The organism is Komagataeibacter nataicola (genome assembly GCF_003207795.1).
GTDB classification, from domain to species: domain Bacteria; phylum Pseudomonadota; class Alphaproteobacteria; order Acetobacterales; family Acetobacteraceae; genus Komagataeibacter; species Komagataeibacter nataicola.
Window position 1 is genome coordinate 78391 of sequence record NZ_NIRT01000004.1, and the last position, 17863, is coordinate 96253.

The 17863-nt window shown below is 62.4% G+C and carries 15 protein-coding genes; 4 read left to right on the forward strand and 11 right to left on the reverse strand.

Annotation, left to right across the window (positions count from 1 at the left end; genetic code table 11):
* The first annotated feature begins 7 nt into the window (after window positions 1-7).
* From CDI09_RS03610 to CDI09_RS03620, 3 genes are all read left to right on the forward strand, one after another.
* Window positions 8-985, forward strand: coding sequence for a HoxN/HupN/NixA family nickel/cobalt transporter (locus tag CDI09_RS03610; protein ID WP_078527502.1), 978 nt, complete (start codon window positions 8-10; stop codon window positions 983-985).
* A 278-nt stretch (window positions 986-1263) separates the two neighbouring features.
* Window positions 1264-2739: an NAD(P)-binding domain-containing protein gene (locus tag CDI09_RS03615; protein ID WP_078527504.1), complete on the forward strand. Its 1476-nt coding sequence runs from the start codon at window positions 1264-1266 to the stop codon at window positions 2737-2739.
* Between the two features lie 41 nt (window positions 2740-2780).
* Window positions 2781-3782: a LysR family transcriptional regulator gene (locus CDI09_RS03620; RefSeq protein ID WP_078527506.1), complete on the forward strand. Its 1002-nt coding sequence runs from the start codon at window positions 2781-2783 to the stop codon at window positions 3780-3782.
* 36 nt (window positions 3783-3818) lie between these two features.
* On the opposite strand, the gene CDI09_RS03625 is transcribed toward CDI09_RS03620, so the two are convergent.
* From CDI09_RS03625 to CDI09_RS03645, 5 genes are read right to left on the reverse strand one after another with little or no spacing between them, the layout of a single operon-like run.
* On the reverse strand, window positions 3819-5447 hold the full coding sequence (locus CDI09_RS03625) for a dipeptide ABC transporter ATP-binding protein (RefSeq protein WP_078527508.1): 1629 nt from the start codon (window positions 5445-5447) through the stop codon (window positions 3819-3821).
* Window positions 5444-6268, reverse strand: coding sequence for an ABC transporter permease (locus CDI09_RS03630; RefSeq protein WP_078527510.1), 825 nt, complete (start codon window positions 6266-6268; stop codon window positions 5444-5446). Before CDI09_RS03630 ends, CDI09_RS03625 begins: the two co-directional genes overlap by 4 nt.
* The gene (locus CDI09_RS03635) at window positions 6265-7212 is read right to left on the reverse strand and encodes an ABC transporter permease (RefSeq protein WP_078523548.1); all 948 of its coding nucleotides are present in this window, start codon (window positions 7210-7212) and stop codon (window positions 6265-6267) included. Before CDI09_RS03635 ends, CDI09_RS03630 begins: the two co-directional genes overlap by 4 nt.
* A 15-nt stretch (window positions 7213-7227) precedes the next feature.
* On the reverse strand, window positions 7228-8877 hold the full coding sequence (locus CDI09_RS03640) for a TIGR04028 family ABC transporter substrate-binding protein (protein WP_078523549.1): 1650 nt from the start codon (window positions 8875-8877) through the stop codon (window positions 7228-7230).
* A 14-nt stretch (window positions 8878-8891) separates the two neighbouring features.
* Window positions 8892-11294 carry a TonB-dependent receptor plug domain-containing protein gene (locus CDI09_RS03645; RefSeq protein ID WP_078523550.1) on the reverse strand — a complete coding sequence of 801 codons (2403 nt, stop codon included), beginning with the start codon at window positions 11292-11294 and terminating at the stop codon, window positions 8892-8894.
* A 751-nt stretch (window positions 11295-12045) separates the two neighbouring features.
* Between CDI09_RS03645 and CDI09_RS03650 the strand changes: the two genes are divergently transcribed.
* Window positions 12046-12465, forward strand: coding sequence for a hypothetical protein (locus tag CDI09_RS03650; protein WP_205836641.1), 420 nt, complete (start codon window positions 12046-12048; stop codon window positions 12463-12465).
* Between the two features lie 58 nt (window positions 12466-12523).
* Here the strand turns inward: CDI09_RS03650 and CDI09_RS03655 are convergent, their stop codons facing one another.
* The 6 genes from CDI09_RS03655 to CDI09_RS03680 form a co-directional block, all read right to left on the reverse strand.
* Window positions 12524-12799, reverse strand: a complete 276-nt coding sequence (locus CDI09_RS03655; protein WP_078523551.1) for a hypothetical protein — start codon at window positions 12797-12799, stop codon at window positions 12524-12526.
* Window positions 12796-14250 (reverse strand): PepSY-associated TM helix domain-containing protein, encoded by a 1455-nt coding sequence (locus CDI09_RS03660; protein WP_078523552.1) that lies wholly within the window; start codon window positions 14248-14250, stop codon window positions 12796-12798. The genes CDI09_RS03655 and CDI09_RS03660 overlap by 4 nt, the downstream gene beginning before the upstream one ends.
* Window positions 14250-14579 (reverse strand): hypothetical protein, encoded by a 330-nt coding sequence (locus CDI09_RS18510; protein WP_236944537.1) that lies wholly within the window; start codon window positions 14577-14579, stop codon window positions 14250-14252. The genes CDI09_RS03660 and CDI09_RS18510 overlap by 1 nt, the downstream gene beginning before the upstream one ends.
* Window positions 14580-14863: 284 nt before the next feature.
* Entirely contained in the window at window positions 14864-16006 is a 1143-nt protein-coding gene (locus tag CDI09_RS03670; protein ID WP_078523553.1) for a type I restriction endonuclease, read from the reverse strand.
* A gap of 248 nt (window positions 16007-16254) precedes the next feature.
* On the reverse strand, window positions 16255-17025 hold the full coding sequence (locus CDI09_RS03675; RefSeq protein ID WP_078523554.1) for a hypothetical protein: 771 nt from the start codon (window positions 17023-17025) through the stop codon (window positions 16255-16257).
* 15 nt (window positions 17026-17040) lie between these two features.
* Complete coding sequence (locus CDI09_RS03680) at window positions 17041-17673, reverse strand: type 1 glutamine amidotransferase domain-containing protein (protein ID WP_078523555.1); 633 nt, start codon at window positions 17671-17673, stop codon at window positions 17041-17043.
* Window positions 17674-17863 lie beyond the last annotated feature (190 nt).

The window sequence follows — 17863 nt, forward strand, 5'->3', positions numbered from 1 at the left end:
GACCGATATGTTCATCGATGCCCGGCATGGACCACGCACCACGGTATGCGCCCTGCTGCTGGCCAACCTGGCCGTATGGGCGTGGGCCGTAACCATGCTGGGGGCCTCGCCCGTTCTGCTGGGGGCCGCGGGGCTGGCATGGACCTTCGGCCTGCGGCACGGGCTTGACGCCGATCATATCGTGGCGATCGATGTGGTGACACGCAGGCTCATGCAGGCGGGGCGCGCGCCTTTGCTGGTGGGGCTGTTCTTTTCGCTTGGTCATTCCACCGTGGTCATTCTCGCCACCCTTGCGCTGGTGGCGCTGCCCGTGCAGGGCTGGCTGGAGCGGTGGCATCTGGTGGGCGAAAGCTTCGGCACGCTGGTCTCGGCGGGCTTCATGCTGGTGGCGGTCTGGACCAATGCCCGCATGGCCATGAGCCAGTGGCGGGCGTTGCGCCAGCCTGCCGCGTTGCCCGCGCGCGCGTCACCCCCCGCAGGTTTTGTGTCCGGGCGGGCGGGGCGGTGGATTGACCGGAGCTGGCAGATGTACCCGCTCGGTTTCCTGTTCGGGCTGGGGTTTGATACCGCGAGTGAAATCGGCCTGCTGGGCATGGCGGCGGTTCAGGCCCACCAGGGGCTGGGTTTTGCGGGGGTCATGGCTTTTCCGCTGCTTTTTACGGCTGGCATGGCGCTGGTTGATACGCTCGATACGCTGCTGATGTGCCGCGCCTATGGCTGGGGCATGCGCTCGGGCCGCAGGCGTGTGGCCTATGATCTGGGCATCAGCCTTGTCTCGCTGGGGGCCGCGGCTGGCATTGGCATGATTGAACTGGGGCAGAAGATGGGGGCTGCGGCGGGTGGCAGCCTGCTCATGTGGGGCCTGATGATGGCCAGCGACCATCTGGCCGCGCTGGGTGTGGGCATCGTGCTGGTTTTTCTGGCCCTGTGGGGTGGTGCCGTCGTGGTCAGCCGCATGCAGGCCAATCGCATATCCCCGACCTGACAGGAGGCCGGATCAGGCCTCCTGTGGACTTCTCCTTCACGCCATAAAGCCGTAAGGATCATCGGTCGTGCGGGCTTGGGCTGTTCGCGCATGACAGGCGTTACGCGCGGCATCTATCATGCATTTTATGCAATTAAGGTATTATTTAACGCACATCATGCATGATTTGTCTTGATCTGTGCGGAAGGAATTTTTAGGCTTGCCACAAGCTTATTGGCCCTCTCCGCCATGGCCTGAAGCCTGGCCCGGCCAGCGTAGTGTTTTAGGAACCACGATCAATGACGTTTTCTCAGCCACCCGAAATTCCCGGCGGTCTTGCAAGGCTGGAAAGCCGCGTGCGGCAGGATCTGGCATGGCTGGATCTGCCCACCCGCTCATGGGTGCCCGAACGCAGCGTGGACGGGCGGCATGTGCTTGATGTGGTCGTGATTGGCGGCGGCATGGCCGGGCTTACGGCGTCGGGTTATCTCAGGCGCTACGGGCTGCTCAATCATGTCGTGCTGGATCAGGCGCCTGCGGGCCAGGAGGGGCCATGGGTCACCTATGCCCGCATGACCACGCTGCGCTCGCCCAAAACGTTGTCCGGCCCGTGCATGGGGCTGCCGTGCCTGACCTTCCGGGCGTGGTACGAAGCGCGTTTCGGGGCCGTGGCGTGGGATGGACTGGACAAGATCCCCCGCCAGACATGGATGGCCTATCTGGAATGGCTGCGCGACGTGCTCGACCTGCCGGTGCGCAACGGTGTCACCCTGACCAACGTGGCGCGTGAAGCTGATGGCGTGCTGGCGCTGACGGTGGTGCAGGACGGCGCGGCCCGGACCCTGCTGTGCCGCCATCTGGTGCTGGCCACGGGGCGCGACGGGCTGGGCGGCAGTTATGTGCCGCCGGTCATTGCCGGCCTGCCGCGTGATTACTGGCGCCATTCAGCCGACCCCATTGATTTTGAAGCCTTGAAGAACCGCCGCGTGGTTGTGGTGGGGGCAGGGGCCTCGGCCATGGATAACGCCGCCACGGCGCTCGAGGCGGGAGCCGCGCGGGTGGACATGGTCATACGGCGCGACACGCTGCCTGCTGTCAACAAATTCACCGGCATTGGCAGCATGGGCGTGGTGCAGGGTTTTGTCGGCCTGCCAGATGCGTGGAAATGGCGCTTCATGGATACGGTGCTCGATGCCCAGACCCCGCCGCCAAGGCCAAGCGTGCTGCGGGTGTCCAGCCATCCCAATGCCTTCTTCCATCTGTCCTGTCCCATTGACCGGCTTGAAATGGCGGACAACGCCGTGCGCCTTCATACCCCGCGCGGCGAGATGGAGACCGATTTCATCATCGCTGCCACCGGTTTCTGTTCCGACCTGTCCCGGCGGCCCGAACTCGCCGCTATTGCGCCCCATATCCGGTTGTGGAAAGACCGCTTCACGCCCGCCGCGCAGGACATGCCCTCGGGCCATGTCAGCGCGGAACTGGCAGCCTCGCCCGATCTCGGGCCGGGGTTTGAGTTTCTCGAGAAAGTGCCCGGTTCGTGCCCGTGGCTGAAATACGTGCACTGCTTCTGCTTCCCTGCCACGCTGTCGCACGGCAAGGTCAGCGGCGATATTCCGGCCATAAGCGACGGGGCCGAGCGTCTTGCGCGCCATATCGCCCGCGCCCTGTTCGTGGAGGACCGCGAGACCCATTACGCCAGCCTCGTGGCGTTTGAAACGCCCGAACTCAGGGGTGATGAATGGCATGACACCCCGCTCCCTGCGATAGGGTGAGGGGAGGCCTGCCGCGTTTGCGTTTGCTGGTGTGAGGGTTCATGGCTAGCATGACGGACATGGATACCGCGCTTCCCGACCTGAGACAGCTTGAGGCCTTCTGCGCCGTCATGGCCACCGGTAGCATGACGGGGGGCGCGCGGCTTGTGGGGCGGTCGCAATCCATGGTCACGCGCATGATGCAGGACCTTGAGGCGGGGCTGGGGTTTACGCTGTTCCACCGTAACGGGCCGCGCATTACCCCCACCGAGCAGGCCCTGCGTTTCCAGCCCGAGGCGCTGGCGCTTCTGGGCGGCGTGCAGCGCCTGCGCGAGAACGTGCACGCCATTGCCCATGATGTGGAAAATTCCCTGCATCTATGCGCCATCCCCGCGCTGGCGGCGGGCCTGCTGCCGCTCGCGCTGGGGCGTCTGCCCCAGGGCACCCTCCCGCGTGAGGTGCATGTGCGCAGCATTGCGGCTGATGAGGTGGTGCGCGCCGTGGGGCGCAGGGATGCGACATTCGGGCTGGTCAGTTTTCCGTTCAACCACCCTGGCGTGACCCTGCAGTGGATCGGCATGGCGCCCTGCGTTGCGGTGATGCGGGCGGATGACCCGCTGGCCGCCCATGAGCGTGTCAACCTGCATGACCTGGCCGAGAGCAGGCTGCTCACGCTGGCCAACCCGTTCAGGATACGCAACACGATCGAACGCGCGTTTGCGCAGATGGGCTGGACGCCCGCCACCATCATGGATTCCAACATGGCCGTGGTGCTGATGGGGCTGGCGCGGGCGGGTCTTGGCGTGGGTATTGTCGATCCTGTCACGGCTGCCGCATTCAGCCAGCCAGATCTGGCCATACGCCCGCTGGATGTAAACCTGCCCTTCTTTTTTGGCGTAGTGACACCGGCAGGCCTGACCCCGTCGCCCGCGCTCGAGGCCCTGTCACGCGCGGTGGAGGATGCCGCCCGCACCCTCATGCCAGACCTCAGGCGCTATACCCATGAAAGCGCCGACCTGATTGAAAGCGCGCTCTACGGCACGGAACCTGTCGAGGACGCCTGATCGGTTTTGGAGTGCCGCCTTTTTCGAAGCCTTTTTTCAGGCAAGCACTGCCGGGCGCATCAGGTCGCGGCCAGGTATCGCCGCGAGCAGGCGCTTTGTGTAGTCATCGCGCGGGGTGGAGAATACGGTCTCGGTCGGGCCATGCTCGACCTGCTCTCCCGCATGGATGATCGAGACGGTATCGGCAATGCGCCGCACCACGGCCAGATCATGCGATACGAACACATAGGTCAGGTTAAGCTGCTGTTGCAGCGTTTCGAGCAGGGTCAGGATCTCGGCCTGCACCGATACGTCGAGCGCCGAGACCACTTCATCCAGAATCAGGATCTTCGGGTCGCACAGGAGCGCGCGCGCAATGGCCAGGCGCTGGCTCTGCCCGCCAGACATGTTGGCCGCCCTGCGCTCCAGCACGGCAGGCGGCAGTTGCACCCGCTCCAGCATGGCTCGGACCCGCGCTGCGCGCGCCGTGCGGTCACGCAGGCCAGCATTGATGAGGGGTTCGGCCAGAATATCCGCAGCCCGGCTGCGTGGATCAAATGATACATGCGGGTTCTGGTAAACAAACTGCACCGCGCGGCGCAAAGCGCGTTGCGCAGTCCCTTCAACCCGTGCCGGGTTCTGGCCCAGAATCTGCACCGACCCGCCATCAGGCGTAATCAGTCCCAGCAGGCAGCGCAGCAGCGTGGTCTTGCCCGAGCCGGATTCACCCACGATACCATGGGTCTGCCCCGCCACCACGTTAAAGGAAATATCGCGCACCGCCTTGTGCCCGGGCCTGCCACCCGCGCCCTTGTAGGCATAGGTCAGGTGCGAGACGACGATCGCATCCTCATGCGGGCCGTCCGCACGGCGGGGGGCGCGTGCTTCATGGAACAGGGGCAGGTCGGCCAGCAGGCGGCGGGTATAGGGCGTGCGCGGGTTGGCGAACAGGGCGCGGGTCTCGCCCGTTTCGCACAGCGTGCCATGTTGCAGCACCGCCACGCGGTCGGCCTGCTCGCTGGCCAGGCCCAGGTCATGGGTGATGAACAGCATGGCCGTGCCGAGTTCGTGGCGCAGTTCGGCCAGCAGCGCCATGATCTGCACCTGCACCGATACATCAAGCGCGCTGGTGGGTTCATCCGCCACGATCAGGGCAGGGCGCTGGGCAATGGCTGCGGCAATCAGCACGCGCTGGCGCATGCCACCCGAAAGTTCATGGGGGTACTGGTGCAGCCGCCGCTCCGGCTCCTTTATGCCCACGCGCTCAAGCAGGCCCACCAGCATGCGCCGCGTGTCGGCGGTGTTGCCGCGGGGTTCATGCAGGTGCACGGCCTCGACAAGCTGCGCGCCGATGGTGCGCACGGGGTCGAGAGAATGGGCCGGGTCCTGCGGAATGAGGGCCACCCGCGCCCCACGGATGCGGCGCAGCGCACGCTCGGGCAGCCCCACGATTTCGGTGCCGCCTACCCGGATCGAGCCGTGCCGGATGCGCGCGCTCTCGGGCAGCAGGCCCAGTATGGCGCGGCCCAGCGTTGACTTGCCCGAGCCGGATTCACCCACCAATGCCAGCATCTCGCCCGCGCGCACGTCCAGCGAAACACCCTTGAGCGCATGGTGCGCACTGCCCCGGCTTTCATACACCACATCAAGGTCACGGATGCTGAGCTGGAGGGAGGCAGTGTTCATGGGTCCACCCTTATGGCGCGTGAAAGCAGTGTTGCCGCCCATGCGGAGAAGATGATGGCAAGGCCGGGGAAGGTGGTCAGCCACCACGCCGTGGCAAGATAATTGCGGCCTTCGGTAATCATCAGGCCCCATTCCGGCGTGGGGGGCGATGGTCCGTACCCCAGAAAGCAGATGGTCGATATGGCCAGTATGGCCGTGCCCAGCCGTAGCGTGGCAAGCGACAGCGCCGGGGCAAGGCTGTTGGGCACGATATGACGCCACACCACCTGCCAGAAGGTGGAACCGATGCCAAAGGCGGCCTCGACATATTCGGTCGCGCGCACGCGCACCACCTCCGTGCGGATCATGCGCGTAAAGCCCGCCACCTGGCTTATGCCCACGGCAAAGGCCACATGCGTCGCCCCTGGCCCGATCAGGGTAATGATGCTGAGCGAAAGGAAAAGCTCGGGGATGGCCAGCACCATGTCAGCCCCCGCCAGGATCGCGCCCGACAGCCTGCGCCCGCCCAGCCCTGCCGCGAGCCCGAGTGGAATGGCCACCAGCAGGCTGATCGCAACCGCCAGCATGGCGGCGGAAAGGGTGGAGAAACTGCCATGCATGATGCGTGAGAACACATCACGCCCGAACTGGTCCGTGCCAAACCAGTGCGCGGCTGTGGGGGCCATGAGCCGCTCATCTGTCTGGCCTGCCAGCGGGTCAAGCCGGGTGAACAGGCCGGGGCAGAGTGCGATGATGACCAGCAGCACCACGGGCAGCACGCCAAGCAGGCGCGGCAGCGTTACGTCATGGCGCTGGCGCCACTGTGCAAGGGCGGTGCTCATGCCGCCCCTCCTGCCTGCGTGCGGCGGATGCGTGGATCAATCAGCGGATGGAGCGCATCAACGGTAAAGTTGATGACCACGAACCCCGCCACCGAAATCAGGATGATGGCCTGCAGCACCGCCACATCCTGATTGGCCACGGCCTGCTGGGCCAGTTGCCCCAGCCCGTCCAGCCCGAATACGGTCTCGGTCACCACGGCGCCCGCGAGGATCTCGCCAAACACCAGCCCGCTTATGGTCAGCGTGGGCGGCAGGGCGTTGGGCAGCACATGGGCGTAAAGAATGCGTAGCGGCGAGGCGCCACGCGCGCGCAGCACGTCAATGAAGGGCTGGGCCGTGACCCGTTCCGCTGTGGCCAGAAACACCTGCGTGAGCGGCGCCGAGATGGGAATGGCCAGCGCCAGCCCCGGCAGCAGCACCGCCGCCCAGCCCGAAACGCCCACCACCGGCACCAGATTCCAATGAAACGAGACAAGCTGGATCGCCACGATTTCAAGCCAGAAGACGGGAATGCCACTCGCCAGCCCCGGCACCAGCCGCAGGGCCGCGCGCAGGGGGCGCAGGGGCGCGAGCAGGGCCGCCGTGGCAAAAGCCGCAGCCAGCATGATCGCGCCGCCAAAGCTGACCACCGCAAGGCGCAGCGTGGTGGGGTAGGCGGCGTGCAGCATGCGGCTGACCGGCACCCCGGTTTCGATGGAATAGCCAAGCTGGCCTGCCAGCGTGCGGCCCAGAACATGGGCATATTGCACGAAGGCGGATTCATCAGCGCCATAGCTTGCGCGGATATCGCTGATCTGCTGCGGGCTGAGGCCAAGTTCGGGGTCCTGGAACTTGATCAGCACGGCATCGCCCGGCATGACCTGCAACAGCACGAACGAGAGCGTGAACGCCCCCCACAGCACCAGCAGCGCCTGGACAGCGCGGGAGAAAATATAACGTGTCATGGATGGCGCCTCATCCTACGGCCTTGCCAGCCAGGTACGGTAGAAAACGGGCCGCCCCACGGCCTCGAAATGCATGTCATGCACGCGGGTTGACCCCGCATAGACCTGCGGCTCCTCGAATATGGGAATACTGTAGCCCCTGGCCAGAATATCGGCCTGCACGCGGGCAAGGTCGGCAAGGCGGGTGGCGGGATCGGTGTCGGAGGCGACCGTGTCGAGCAGCCCGTTGAGTTCGGGGTCTACAAAGTGCTCCACATGCCGGCTCTGCCCGCCTTTTTGCAGCAACACGTTGCGGTTGGTGGGGTAGAACGCACTCTTGATTACATCGGGGTCAGCACGACCCACCTCGGCATGGAACAGCGGCGTGACAGCGGGGTTGAGGTTGTCGAGCACCGTCATGGCCGGGCTGCCTGACAGGATGGTCAGCCGCACGCCCACCCTGCGCCATTGCTGGGCCAGCAGCACCAGCATGCTCCGGCTCTGTGGCTGGGGCAGGGCCTCATGCACCGCCAGCGCAAGGGCCACGCCATTGCGCCGCCGCCAGCCATCGGGGTCCAGCGTCCATCCCGCCTCATCAAGCAGGCGGGTGGCCAGGGCCGGGTCATAGGTCAGGTCCGCGCCGTGATCGACAAAGCCCTGCGCATCGGCTGCAATGACCGAACGCGCCAGCGGGTAATGAGGGGAATACAGCGTGCGCAGGATGTCGGGCCGGTCGGTGGCGTGCAGCAGGGCCAGGCGCACGCGCGGGTCGGCCACCAGCGGGTTGTCGGGGCGGAAGACCACGCTGTTGTTCACCCCACGGGTTGAGGCGGCGTAGATCGTATCACCATGGCGGGTGATCTGCTCTTCATCATAGGCCTCGACCGCGCGGGCGAAATCGGCCTGCCCTGCGATGAAGGCGCCGATGCGGATGCTGTCCTCAGGCACTACGATGATGCGCACGCCCGCCAGCCGGCTCGGCCCCTGCGGGGCAAGCTGGTCAGGCCCCCAGGCGTAGTCGGGGCGGGTGGCCAGATCGACCGACTTGCCCGGCACCTCGTCGCGCACCACGAAGGGGCCGGAGCCGATGACATGCCGGGCGTCGCCCCATTCATCAAGCGGGCGGCGCAGGCTCGCGGGCGAGACCAGCCCCGAGCCGATGACCGACGTGCCCTGCAAAAAGCCGGGTGAGGGTCTGCTGAAGTAAAAGCGCACTGTCAGCGGGTCGATGACCTCGCTGCGTTCATAATTGTTGATGACTTCGGAGGGGGGCAGGTGCAGCGCGCGGTTGCCCTTGCCGAATGTATCGTAATTGAGCGCTACGGCCGCCGCATCAACCGGCGTGCCATCGGAGAAGGTAACGCCGGGGCGCAGCGTGAAGGTAAAGACGGTGCTGTCGGCATTCACGCTCCATGCGGTTGCGATCCACGGCTCGATTTTGAGCGTGTCGGTGTTCTGCCATGTCAGCCGGTCCGTGATCTGGGCCAGGATGCCGCCATTGGGGTAGAAGCCGCCAGCGGGAGGGTAGAGGTTTTTATGCGGCTGCTTTTCAAGGTAGAGCAGCGTGCCGCCGGGGGTGGCGGCATCGGTTGCCCGCGCGGGGGCGGGAGCGTGTAAAGCCAGGCACGCGGCCAGCGCAAGCGCTGGCCGCGATGAGGGCATGACGGCACGAAACGGATGATGCATGCGGTGCCTGCCAGTCAGAACGTGTATCCGAGGCGGGCGTAATAATAACCGCCTTCATACCCGCCGGGCGCGGTCATGGGGTAGGCGAACACGCCACTGCTCTCCTTGAGCGCCTGCCGGTTGGTGCGGGTCGGATACTTGTTGAACAGGTTGTTGGCCCCCAGCGTGATGACAAAACCATGGCCCACCCGCGCCGATGCTTCAAGGTTTGTTATCATCTGCGGGCGCACATGGGTCCAGTAAGCACCCGGGTCGCTCTGGTAGACAAGCCACGCCACCCCGGCATAGCGCTGTTCCTGCACAAAGACGCTGTAGCGGCCCTTGCTCCAGCTAAGCGAGAAGGATTCCTTGTTCTTGGGCGATGAGCGCAGCAGTTCCGTCTCGGCCGCCTTGGAGAAGTAGGTCTGCCCCAACGTGGTGAGGATGCCCGGCGTGGAGGCGTAGCGGGTCATTTCCGTATCGGCCGCATTGGCCTGCACGGAGCCGATCAGCACGCCGTAGGAGGGCTTGATGGGGAATTTGTAGCTGATCTTGGCCGTGAAGCCGTTGGTCGTGGTGTTGCCCACATTGGTCATGTAGCTGGCATAGGTGATGTTGTCGCCTACGCCATGGGCCGAGAGGTAGTTGGCCATGACCGTGCCGGAAAAGGCGCTCGTGCTCTCGATGCGGTCATTGATGTCGATGCGGTAGCCATCAACCGAGAGTTGCAGGTCGCGCACGGGCTTCCAGTCCAGTCCGATGCTGTAGCTGCGCGAGTATTCACCCTTCGGGTTATGCGCGCCGAGCAGGCGTGCGACATCATTGACCTGGGAAAGGTTGACGGTGGTATAGCCCGGCCCGGAGGTTGTTGCATCGTAATGGATTGCGCCCAGTGTGGGCGGGCGGTAGCCGGTGTTGACGTTGGCGTGGATCGAGAAGTTCTTGGTAAAGTTGTAGCGCGTGCCGATCGACCCGGTTGGCGCGGTCGTGGTGTCGGAATAGTTCACCACATGGCCGCCGAGCGTCCATTCCCATTTGCGGGTGACGAAAATGTCCAGCCCAACATGGCCATCGAAGATGTCACGCGACCAGTTGCCCGCATTGCTGGGCTGAAAACCGTTATAGCCGGTCGCCCCTGGCGAGTTGCTGCCGGTGTATTCCGGCCCCGTGGCCCAGGACTGATAGTCGCCCGCGCCGATCTGGTAGGTGTCATGCCGGTATTCCAGCCCCCAGTCGAGCACGGCGGGTTTGGGCAGCGCACGGCTGGTAAACCGCTTGGAAAACTTGGCGCCGCCAATCAGCTCGGCATTGACGATCTTGCCCTGGTTGAAGCTGGTCTGGCTCAGCGCGCCAAAGGTGGGATTGTTGTCGTCATACACGCCCTCATTGACCTGCTCGCGCCCGAACGAGGCATAGGTGTTCCACGCAACGCCCGCAGGCATCGTGCCGCGCAGGCCGCCATTGACCTGGAAATCCATTTCATCGAACGTTTCGATCGGCTCGAACCCGTTGGGGTGGAGCGATGGCACGTTGTTGATGTTGGTCGCCCCGCGGATGAAGCCGATGCGGTCGGTGCTGCGATGGGCAAGGGTGGCGGTGCCATAAGCCTCGACCGAGCGGCTGATGGGCATGTGCGCGTTGAAGCTGAACAGTTCAGCTAGCGAACGGCTGAGGCCTTCAATGCGGTTTACATCGCCCAGCGTGGGGTTGATTCCATCGCGGTGGGTGGGGAGCTGGTTCTGCACCTGCCATGCCAGGTCCATGCCGCCACCCCTGGTGCCGAGCTGGCGCTCAAGGTCGCCATAGGCGGTAATGCCCTGGCCATCGCCCTTGTAGTAGCCACTGTTCTGGATGTTGGCGGTGCCGCCATTGCGGTTGCCCGCCTTGAGCACGATGTTGATCGCGCCGCCAATGGCGTCCTGCCCGTACAGCGCGGTGGCGCCCTCGGTCACGATTTCCACATGGTCGATCGCGCTGAGCGGGATCAGGCTCAGATCGGCCGGTTCCGTGCCCTGGGCCGGGCCATAGTTCCAGTTGCCAATCGCGCTGGCATGGCGGCGCACGCCATTGACGAGCACGAGCGTTTCATCCGCGTTGAGGTTGCGCAGGATGACGGTCTGGGTCGGCGTGGTGGAATAACCGCCGCCGCCGCCGCCCGGGGGAGCGTTGATTTCGGGGGAGGACTGCTGGAGCGCCGCGATCACGTTGGTCTGCCCGGTCTTGAGCAGGTCGGCCCCCGTCACGATCGCGACACGCGTGGTGCTGTGGCGCGGGGTGGAGGTGCGGAAGGCGGGTGAAACATCGCCCACGTCCTTGGTGGTGGTGATGCGCTCGACCACCGGATCGGCCCAGGCGCAGACAGGGGTGCAGGACACGGATACCACACCCGTCAGAAGGACAATTTTCGAGAGCCGTACTGGCTTGTGGTGCGTGTTCATCCTGCGTCTTTCCTAGACTGATGCCCGGTTGCGGGTCTGGTGCAGAGTCCTGTTCCCTGTCGTGCTATATTAATTCCACGACATTTATATGTGTATAATTCGCCAAAAATAACCGGGTCAACGGGCAAATGTGGTTTTACCACGTAATTACGTTATTTATGATGCCCTGTGTGCATAATAGCCACACTCACCTTCCGCACCCATGCCGCTCCGCACCCGTGCCATACGGCTGGAATCAAAAAGCCTGTCCGCCAGAAAACGGGGAAGGGCGGCCCGACGGCCCTGCTCATTCCGGGCTATAGGGGGTATTGCAAAAGTGCATGATGTCTGTATGGCCAGGATAGCTTTCCTGACCGTCTTAGCCTGCATCCTTCTTAACGAACAAGTGGTAATTGCGTTCTCTTGTTTCGTTTTTGAATCATTTTTTTACGGATGTCATCAGCATGGACAGGCGGATGGAACAATTTTACTATTGAAATTGTTAATTATATCACAGGTGCCGGAAGCCGGGCGCGCCCCGCCGGACTGGGGGAGGCAAAAAGGTTCAGTCTCCGTCCTGTCTTTGTGTTCAGGGGGGAGTGTGCAAGGGTTAAGTGTAAGCAGGTGCTCGTACGACGTCATGCGGCGTGGCGGGTCATGCAGGAGCGGCATGCCTGCACCCGGGCTGTAGCGGGATAATGATACAGTAATGTGACAATCCGCCATTGTTTTGTCGTGGCGGGCCAGCACGATGGCAACATAAGGAGTAAGGATGATGACTCGTAAAAAATCATGGACCGTGGCCTTTGTTGCAATGGCGCTCGCACTTGCGCCCGTAGCAGGTTCATCCATTGCGCATGCCCAGCATGGTCCCGGCGGTGGCGGCCCCGGCGGTGGGGGGCATGGCGGCGGATTTGGCGGTGGGCCGGGTGGCCACGGAGGCGGCGGCCCCGGTTTTGGTGGTCCCGGTGGTGGTTTCCACGGTGGTCCGGGCGGTGGTCCACGCGGTGGTCCACGCGGTGGCGGCTGGGATCGCGGTGGCTGGGGGGGCGGTTGGGATCGTGGTCCCGGCTGGTATGGACCGCCACCCTATCCGTATGAAGGGTATGGATACGGATATGGGTATGGTTATCCCGGCTATTACTATCCTTACGGCGGTTATGTCGGGGGCTGGGGGTGGGGTGGGTGGTAAAACCGGCTGAAGCCTGCTGAAAGAAGCTTCACCCGACATCCCCTGTTTTTTTCGTCTTTTACGCTCGGTCGGGCCGCCTGCCTCTCAGGGCAAGGAGGCCGGCCGCCAGAAGGCCGCCAAACGACAGGGCGGCAAACCATGAAAGCAGCCCCACGACAGGCCCCTGCACGCCCATGGCCAGCCCAAGGGCAATAAGAGGCAGCAAAAGCCGCATCATGCGGGCGCGGCGTTGCCCGGTGGGGCCGGGAGCGGGCAGCCCGTAGCGCGCGGGCCACAGGGCGGCATGGCACATAAAGGCTGTCAGCCATAGCGCCAGAAGGAGCAGGCAGGTCATGTGTCCTGCCGCCTCAGCTTGTGGCGGGCATAAAGCGCCAGCATCGCGGCCCCCGACCCCATGCCATCCACCGCCATGTGCAGCCCCGGCAGGGTATAAAACGCGGCGGGGCTGCACAGCAGGTCCAGCACCGGCAGGCTCGCGCCCAGCAGCCCGACAAGGCCAAGCTGCGCCTGCCACGCACGGTGTGCCTGCCCCCGCAGGGCCTGAAAGAGCGCATGCAACGCACATAGCGCCCATGCCATGAAGAAAATTCCTGTTTCCCAGTCCTCACGCCCGGTCAGGCTGGCGGGCACAAGCCGATTACCCGCTAAAAACGCCAGCATGGCGGCAGGCAGCCCTGCAATGATCGCCACGTTCAGCCCGTCGGCCAGCCGGTGTGTCCATCTGTGGCCCGCCTGGCGGCGGCGCTTCATCACGAACAGGACCAGCCCGCTGGCCATGACGGCGGTGCCGCACACGCCGGACAGGAAATACAGCCACCGCAGGCCCGGCGGGGCAAAACGGGCATAATGCAACCCGTGCATGAACTGCATGGTGCGGGCAATAGGGGTGGCGGTTGTGCTGGCCGGGAGAGGGGTGCCCTCGGGCAGGGTGAAATCGGCATGGTCGCGGGTCAGGAACGCGCTACTGGCGTCACCTGCGAAGATGGACACGCGCTGAGGGGCAAAAAGGATGAAACCCGGCTCCTGCCCCGGCAGGCTGGCACGCGCCTGGGCCAGCAGGGGGGCTAACGGCAACCGCGTCAAGTCCGGCATCGGGGCAGGGGGCGGCGTATTCGCCTGCACAGGCCGCGCGGGGCGGGGCGCTGCGGGCACGAGCATGTCCGCCTTAACCAGCACGCCCGTATAGGCCATCATGACCATGAAGGGCACGAACAGCACGCCCGCCAGCAGGTGCGCATCAAGCCATGCCCGCAGCCGGGCCGCGGAAAGGCGGAACAGGATGATATCAGGCACCAGTGCATGGATATGAATGACAACACCGGACACAATGGCAACCAGCAGGGCCATTCCGGCAATATTGACAATAACCGTGCCCACCTGCGGGCCAAGAAACAGGGTGTGGTGAAAATTATAGAACAGCCCGCCTCCCGCTGTTATCCGCGCCGGTATGGCTGCGCCCGTAGCCGGGTCGAGCCGCGCGCCAACAAATTCATGGCCGTTGTAATGCACCACGTCCAGCGTGGGCGAGCGGGCCGAGGGCAGGGTGATAAAGGCTGATACGCCACGCGCCTGCTCGGCCGCGACCAGGCGGGCCGCCGCATCAAGCGCCAGGGCACCGGGGGGCACGAGGGTGGCCAGTTGCACTTCCGGCTGCATCCAGCGCGTGATTTCCATATTGAACACCGCCACGCTGCCGGTGGCGAAGATGCAGGTCAGCACCAGGGCAGCCCCATAGCCAAGCCAGCCATGTAGCCAGCCAAGGCGGGTACGCAGGGTTTCGCGCATCAGGTTACAAACAGCCTCAGGCCCGCGGCAAGGCAGCCACAGGCCCCCACGAACAGCAACCCCGCATGCTGGCGCCATGCGCCAAAACCCACCACCACCATGACCGGCAGGCAGAAAAGCGCGATCATCTGCCCCAGGTGGACGCGGTCGCTCCCGGCAGAACCTGCGGCAATGCCCCCCACCAGCATGCGGGCAACCCCATAGGCCAGCAGGCAGGAGGCCACGGCGCAGGCAATCCTGTTACGGTCAAGGCGTGCGGCGGCGCGTGCGCGTCGGTCAGGTGCCACGGTGGGCGGTGTGCGAGGGGCGGGTTCATTAATGCGACGCATTTGCATTATATACTTATGTCACATAATGCCTGCACTGCGAACCCCCGGAACGATATCATTTCACGTTGACAGGACCGCTTAAAATGACGCCACGCCATGTTTCCATACATGGCCTGAGTGTTTGTAAGTTTCCGTGGAAAAGCAGAGTATGTGCCCCGGCGTTCAGATGAAACGTGACGGCAGCCATCAGTATGGCATCTTATTAAGTATGCAGACTGTGCCGCGGCCGACCGGATGTCTGCTCCCTGCTGATCCGCCGGGGTAGGAAAGAACTGTTGTTTTTGTCAGTTCTCTCCTTTCATGCGCTTTTTTTTAATGCCCATGGCTTCAACACGCGCTTTAAAAACCTTCAGAAGCTGTTCGTCCAGACCGCCCAGTTCATCAGAACCAAACTCACCGCCGAATTCTTCCCCAAAATCAAAAGTATATTTTGTTCCCTTGTTTTCATAAAAATCGAAAAGACGACCCGAGCGTTCTTTCCGATAAAAAACAATAAATTTCCCTTTGTAATTTTTGTATTCTACTCCGGGAATTGCATCGAATAGATCATCATTGTCAGCCAAAAAGGCTAAACGGCGCTTGGCGTATTCATATACTTGCAATTCGGTATCAGTGATGACCGGGCCATCTCCCGGTTTTGTATCAGCATCCCCTTTGGATGTATCGGGAACCAGAACGGGCTTGTCTGTTTCTTTATCTTTTACTGGCAGGTCCAATCGCTGCAGAATGCGTAGATTTACAAATTCAGCAAATGCGTTCCTGGTTAATTCCGTATATTCAACAACAGCCTTGGCGCGGACATGCTTAAGTCCAATATTTTGCAAAAGAAGGCGGACAAAAGCCTCGCTGGGGGTAACTGCCAGTGCTTCAATCTGTTGAACAAGGTTTTGAAAGACTAGTTTGCGCTTGGCTTCAGCGCCAATATTTTCTGGGTCAAAGTTGGATTTCTGCAGGCTTTTCAGCCCATCAACAACTGAATCTTCGATTTTGCCTTTGGCAATCTCGCGAAGATCCAATGAAAGGAAAGCATTCGGATCCATCATGTTCGGTTCGTCTGAGTCTGCATAGAACTCATAAACCAGACCATCGGTAATGACACCCATTTTTACGGTATGGGCTGCATTGAAATATGATTTCAGTTGCCCCCTGTCATCTTTTAGCGGCGCGCCAAGCGCCTTGCATTCTATTGCAATGACAGGATGACCTTCACGGAGGACCGCATAATCAACTCTGTTTTTATATTTTTCTGAAAAGTCTGCATGATGCTCCGGGCAGACTTCATCCGGGTTCATTATATCATAGCCCAGAAACTGTAAAAACGGCAGCACAAGAAACATTTTGGTTGCTTCTTCATTGCTGCAACGTGGTGCGAGACCGACCATACGTTCTGAAAATACTTTAAACTTTTGCCGAAAATCGTCTGACATATCTGTCTCGCTTGAAAATTTTTTAAAAGTTACAAATTAAGGCGTTTTTATGAAAATCTTTTCAGAAAATTACAGATATTCGTTTTTAAATAAAATAATATTTACATATATTTATTATATGTTAATAAGTAAATTTCATATTTATACTGAATTAATTTTATTTTAAAAATATAAATATGGTCAGACAATCTTATTGTTGTCTAACCATATTTTACTGCGTGATAATGGGATGAGGGTGAAGAAAACTCTTATACCGGCTGACCTGCAGGCGGCGTGAGGCGGCCGGGATTGGCTTTCCAGTCGCGCAGGGCTTCCTCGCAATAGGGCAGCACTTCAAACACGGCCATCGCTCCGAGCGCGCCCACGGCGTAGCGGAGGCCCAGCGGCACGCGCTTGAGGCGGATGGGGTGGGAGCGGATCACCTTGCGCCCCATCAGCGCCTGAAGCTGCGGCCAGTGTAACACGGCAATCAATGCAACGGCCAGCAGCGGCACCATTTCAAGAAAGCTGTGCACATGCTGCTCCACCGGCTGCACCTCGCGCCGGGTTACGGCATAGCTTACATCCCACATCGCCGTGGCTTCATGCACGAAAAACGAGGCGATCATCAGCGACAGCACCGGCGCGTCGATTTCCAGGAACAGGCCCGCCAGCACGGGAAAAGCGGCTTCCCCCAGCATGAGCAGATGGATGCCGGTTTCCTTCAGTCCGGTCGTGTGCTCGATATCGGTGCGGCGGTGGCACCACCAGTCGGTCAGGCCGGCTGTCAGCCAAAGCGGAATGACAAAATACTGGATCATCTTGCGCGCGACCTGGCGCGTCGTGTCGGTTTCGGCGGGTTCGCGCTCATGCGGTTCGGGGTGGGCCGCGGGTGGTGCTGCGTGCGCCGTGGCCACGGGGGCATCGGCTGCGACCCTGCGCCCGCGCCACCAGGCCACGAAACCGGCCCCCAGCGTGGCAGCGCCCGCGCACAGCATGGTCGAGGCGTAATAGCGCAGAAAAGTCGGGTTCTTCATCATCTCGCGCCTCTCCCTTTACTGCGTGGCGCGGTGGGGCGCTTTGGCAAACAGGGCGATGATGGCCGGACAGAACGCCTTGAGGTCATGCGGATTGCGCGAAGTGACCAGTGTGCCATCGCTCACCACCTCGCGGTCCACCCAGTGCGCGCCTGCATTGGTCAGGTCCACGCGCAGCGAGGGCCATGAGGTGAGCGTGTGCCCGCGCACGCCCCCGGCGTTGATCAGCGTCCATGCGCCGTGGCAGATGGCGGCAATGGGCTTGCCCGCCTGCACGAATGCCCGCACGAAGCTTACGGCCTGCGCGTCCATGCGCAGGTGGTCGGGGCTGGTCGTGCCACCGGGCAGGACAAGGCCGTCAAAATCATCCGCCCTGGCCTCGTTGAGCGGCATGTCCACATGCAGCCGCCGGGTGGGGTTTACATCGGCCTTCATGGCCTGGATTTCACCGGCTTCGGGGGCGACCAGCATCGTGTGGGCTCCGGCCGCGCGCAGGGCCGCCGCCGGTTCGCTCAGTTCCACATCCTCCACGCCATTGGTGGCCAGAAAGGCGATGGTGCGCCCGGCCAGCGTGCCGTGGGCAACACGAGCCTGCGGGCTGGCAGCGTGTGTGGATGAATCTGACATCGCGCCGGATGCATGGATGGCCATGGCTGTTCTCCGTCTGCTGTAAAATAAAGTATTGCTGCGGGCCGGTGCCTGCATTGGCATGAACCGCGCCCGCAAAGAGCGGGATGGTCACGCGTTCCCGCCCCGAAAGGGTGTGGCAGGCAGATGGGTTGCCTGTCGTTTAAAAGCTTCGAAAAAAAAGCAGCGCCTTTTTAACGGGTACCGTCATCCC